Source organism: Fibrobacter sp., assembly GCF_017545445.1.
GTDB lineage: Bacteria > Fibrobacterota > Fibrobacteria > Fibrobacterales > Fibrobacteraceae > Fibrobacter.
On the sequence record NZ_JAFWOM010000073.1, the window covers coordinates 1 to 3,757 of the forward strand.

The 3,757-nt window shown below is 49.7% G+C and carries 6 protein-coding genes; 3 read left to right on the forward strand and 3 right to left on the reverse strand.

The window, feature by feature from the left end; genetic code table 11:
• The first annotated feature begins 42 nt into the window (after window positions 1–42).
• The 3 genes from IKG78_RS08585 to argC all read left to right on the forward strand — a co-directional run bounded on the left by IKG78_RS08585 (window position 43) and on the right by argC (window position 2,592).
• Entirely contained in the window at window positions 43–663 is a 621-nt protein-coding gene (locus IKG78_RS08585) for a methyltransferase (RefSeq protein WP_290942345.1), read from the forward strand.
• A gap of 332 nt (window positions 664–995) precedes the next feature.
• Window positions 996–1,493, forward strand: a complete 498-nt coding sequence (locus IKG78_RS08590) for a YchJ family protein (protein WP_290942348.1) — start codon at window positions 996–998, stop codon at window positions 1,491–1,493.
• A gap of 133 nt (window positions 1,494–1,626) precedes the next feature.
• Window positions 1,627–2,592 carry an N-acetyl-gamma-glutamyl-phosphate reductase gene (gene argC / locus IKG78_RS08595; RefSeq protein ID WP_290942350.1) on the forward strand — a complete coding sequence of 322 codons (966 nt, stop codon included), beginning with the start codon at window positions 1,627–1,629 and terminating at the stop codon, window positions 2,590–2,592.
• 81 nt (window positions 2,593–2,673) lie between these two features.
• Here argC and IKG78_RS08600 read toward each other — a convergent pair whose 3' ends face one another.
• The 3 genes from IKG78_RS08600 to IKG78_RS08610 all read right to left on the reverse strand — a co-directional run.
• The gene (locus IKG78_RS08600) at window positions 2,674–3,231 is read right to left on the reverse strand and encodes a GNAT family N-acetyltransferase (protein WP_290942352.1); all 558 of its coding nucleotides are present in this window, start codon (window positions 3,229–3,231) and stop codon (window positions 2,674–2,676) included.
• A complete protein-coding gene (locus IKG78_RS08605) occupies window positions 3,213–3,431 on the reverse strand; it encodes a hypothetical protein (protein WP_073424661.1) in 219 nt (72 codons plus the stop codon). Before IKG78_RS08605 ends, IKG78_RS08600 begins: the two co-directional genes overlap by 19 nt.
• Before the next feature lie 95 nt (window positions 3,432–3,526).
• Window positions 3,527–3,757 (reverse strand): hypothetical protein (locus IKG78_RS08610; RefSeq protein WP_290942355.1); only part of this gene is annotated, 231 nt, incomplete at its 5' end.

The window sequence follows — 3,757 nt, forward strand, 5'->3', positions numbered from 1 at the left end:
CGCCGCCTGTGGGCAGCTTGCGTACAAAAAGGAAGGTAAAGAATGTTAACGCAGAACCTCCCGGAATTCTGGGACAACCTCTATGCCGAAGGCAAGGACTACTGGAATTTCAAGAAGGCGACACCGGCCCTGCTTGAATTCTTCAAGCACCCCTCATGCCCCGCAACCGGTTCTGTACTGATCCCCGGTGCTGGGTTTGGCTATGATGCGGAGGCTTGGGCTTTGCGTGGACATGACGTTCTCGCCGTCGATTTTGCCCCGACCGCAGTCGATGAACTGGACCACTTGAGCCGCAAGCACAAGAATTTGCGCTCGCTCGATCTCGACTTGTTCACGCTTTCGCCAAAGGATGCCAAGCGTGGCGGTCAGCAATTTGATATCATTTACGATTACGGCACATTTTCGGCAATCCATCCGGGCCGCCGCGACGAGTTCTTCGAAGTCTGCTATAAGATGATGAAGGACGACGGCGTGTTCATCTGCCTCATGTACCCGCTCACGAACGGCAAGACCATGCAAGGTCCACCGCACTGCATGAGCGAAGGCGAACTCATGGCACGCTTGGACGGCGTATTCGACATTGTCGAACGTATCAAGCCCACGAACAGCATTCCGGGCCGCGAAGGCAAGGAAGAATTCTGGCTCTTGAAGAAGTGCCTGTAGTTTAGAATAGAGAAAGCAAGCGTTCCTGCTGCACTCGGCTCCCACGTCATTGCACAAGTGCATGACAGGTTCGCCTCGGCAATAGGAACGCAAGCGTTCCTATTGCACTCGGCTCCCACGTCATTGCGAGGACCCTGTAAGGGGACGCGGCAATCCTGTTAAAACTTAGTACATCCAATTGTCGTGCCTACCACAATTTCAATTTGTCACCCCGGCCTCCGTTGCCGGGGTCTCTTTTTATAGACTTGGGACTTGTAAAAAAAGTGCGATGGGCTCCACAGGCGCACCATTTTTTTGTATTTTTAGCCCAGTTTTTTATAAGGATTTTAACTATGGCAAACGATTTATGCCCCTGCGGTTCCGGCAAAGCTTATTGCGACTGCTGCGAACCGATTATTAAAAAGATGACTCTCGCTCCGACTCCGGAAGCATTGATGCGTTCCCGCTACACGGCTTACGCCAAGCACGAAATTGCATGGCTCAAGGACTCCCTCGAAGCTACCCAGCGTGACGACTTTGATGAACCGAGCGTCGAAGCTTGGAGCCGCGAATCCGAATGGCTCGGCATCGAAATCAAGCAGACCAAGACCGAAGATGAAAAGAACATCGGCTGGGTCGAATTTGTCGCCCGCTTCAAGCAAGGCAACATCACCCGCAACCACCACGAACTTGGCGAATTCCACAAGGTCGGCGGTGCATGGTATTTCTATGACGGTCGTGCAGTGAAGCAGGAAACAGTCCGCCACCAAGGCCCGGACGTCGGTCGTAACGACCCGTGCCCGTGCGGTTCCGGCAAGAAGTACAAGAAGTGCTGCGGAGCGAATAAGTAAGAAGTAGGCAGTAGGAAGTAGACGGTAGACAGTATTAATTGGCGGCTTTGCCGCGATTATAGAACTTCCGACTTCCTACTTCTAACTTCCTACCAATCACTAACCCCTACAACCTAAAACCTAATACCTAAAAATGTTCAAAATTTTTGTAGATGGCGAAGCAGGAACGACCGGCCTGCAAATTTACGAACGCTTAGCCAAGCGCAACGATCTGGAAATCCTCAAGATCAATCCGGAACTCCGCAAGGACGTGAACGAACGCCAGAAGATGATCAACGAATCTGACGTGACGTTCCTTTGCCTGCCGGATGCAGCCTCCATCGAAAGTGCCGCCCTCTGCACAAACCCGAACACGCGCATCATCGACGCCTCTACGGCTCACCGCGTGAACCCGGCTTGGACATACGGCATGCCGGAGCTCTGCCTCGCCCAACGCGAAGCGATTTCCAAGAGCAAGCGCATTGCAAACCCCGGTTGCCACGCCTCCGGCTTTATCCTTGGTGTCCATCCGCTCGTTGCATCGGGAATCCTCCCGAAGAGCGCTAACCTCGCCGCTTACAGCATCACCGGTTACTCCGGCGGCGGCAAGAAGCTCATTGCCGAATACGAAGCTGAAGAAAACTTGAGCCACAAGGCCGGCGAATCGAAAGCAATCATGGCTCCCGCCCCGTACGCACTAGCGCTCGCCCACAAGCACCTCCCCGAAATGAAGAAGGTCTGCGGCCTTGAAAACGTTCCGTTCTTCAACCCGGTACTTGGCCCCTACTACAAAGGTATGGCCGTGACGGTCGCCATCTTCCCGAACATGCTCACGAAGAAGGTCGGCCCGCAAGACTTGACCGAAATCCTCGCCAAGCATTATGAAGGTTCGAAGTTTGTGAAGGTTTTGCCTTACGAAGCTGCTCCGGTGCTGTTCAATGGTCGCTTGGACCCGACTGTTTGCAACGACACGAACAACGCCCGCATCCAGGTTTTCGGCAACGAAAACATCATGCAGGTCACGACGATTATCGACAACCTCGGTAAGGGTGCTAGCGGCGCCGCTATTCAGAACATGAATATCGCGCTCGGCCTCGACGAAACAATCGGTTTGGTTTAATCCACGAACAGTCAATCAAATTTCAAAAAAGCGCCAAAGCTCCATGAGTTTTGGCGTTTTTTGTTTTTGGAGATGCAAAAATTACGCGACCAAATCCATAAGGTCAAAGTACATCAGCCTTGTATGCGGATCGTCATCTTCAGAATTCATAAACCGAAAGCCATTCTTTTCATAGAAAGGAACGGCGTTCAAATACGCATCAACCGTCAAAAAACGACACCCAGTCTTATTGTCCATCACAAACATAGACTTGATGTAATTGAGGATTATTGTCCCAATTCGCTGTTTTTTAGCCGAGACATCAACGCCCAAGCGGCACAGCTTGACCGCAGGATAGCTTTTTAAACGTTTTTCGTTCGGGAAACCGCTCTTTTTGCGGAATCGGTTGATTTCTGTTTTATCCTTGAAATTGTCCAATGCCACCCTGTCATTTGCAAGGCTGCAATAAGCCAACATTTTACCAGAATCTGCATCAGCACAAGCATAACTCACAGAGAGCAAATGCTTTTGGAATGCAAACGCACGATTTAGAATAAAATCATCTAAATCGCGATCGCCACAATTAAAGTTTTTGACAGAATAAGATGGTCTTATCCAAATAAAACTTAATTTTTCAATATCTATACCTTCTTGAACCATGGATCAATACCTCCATTAGCTTCTTCTCGAGCACGCTGTTCAGCCATACCACGTTCGTAAGCCTTTTTCATAAACTCGTAATCGCGCAAGCGCTGGGCACGAGCTTCTGGAGTTTCCGGTCGGCGAATCTTCATGTTTTCAAGAAAACGACGAGCATCCTCGCCATAGAGAATCGGAGTTTCACGAATCGGTCTAGCCATAGCATTGTCCTTTTTGAATCATATAATAACGCATATATAAACTCTGGAGCATCACTAGACTGGTGAAACCCGGCAACACACTACTAAGGTGGTTCCTATAATATAAAATGATGCAACTTCAAAAACAAGGGGTCGTCCGTCGGACGGTTTACTTTGTCAACAACCGTTTGCAAGAATCGAAAGAATTTACAAAAGAGAAAGCGAGCACAAAGCATCGTCAAAGTCAAAGCCATAGCTAATGTAACATGTTTTAGCTTAATTGGAATAGCCGATGCCGGAATAAATTCGGCATGACAAATCACAAATGTGTTTGTCGAGCACATCCC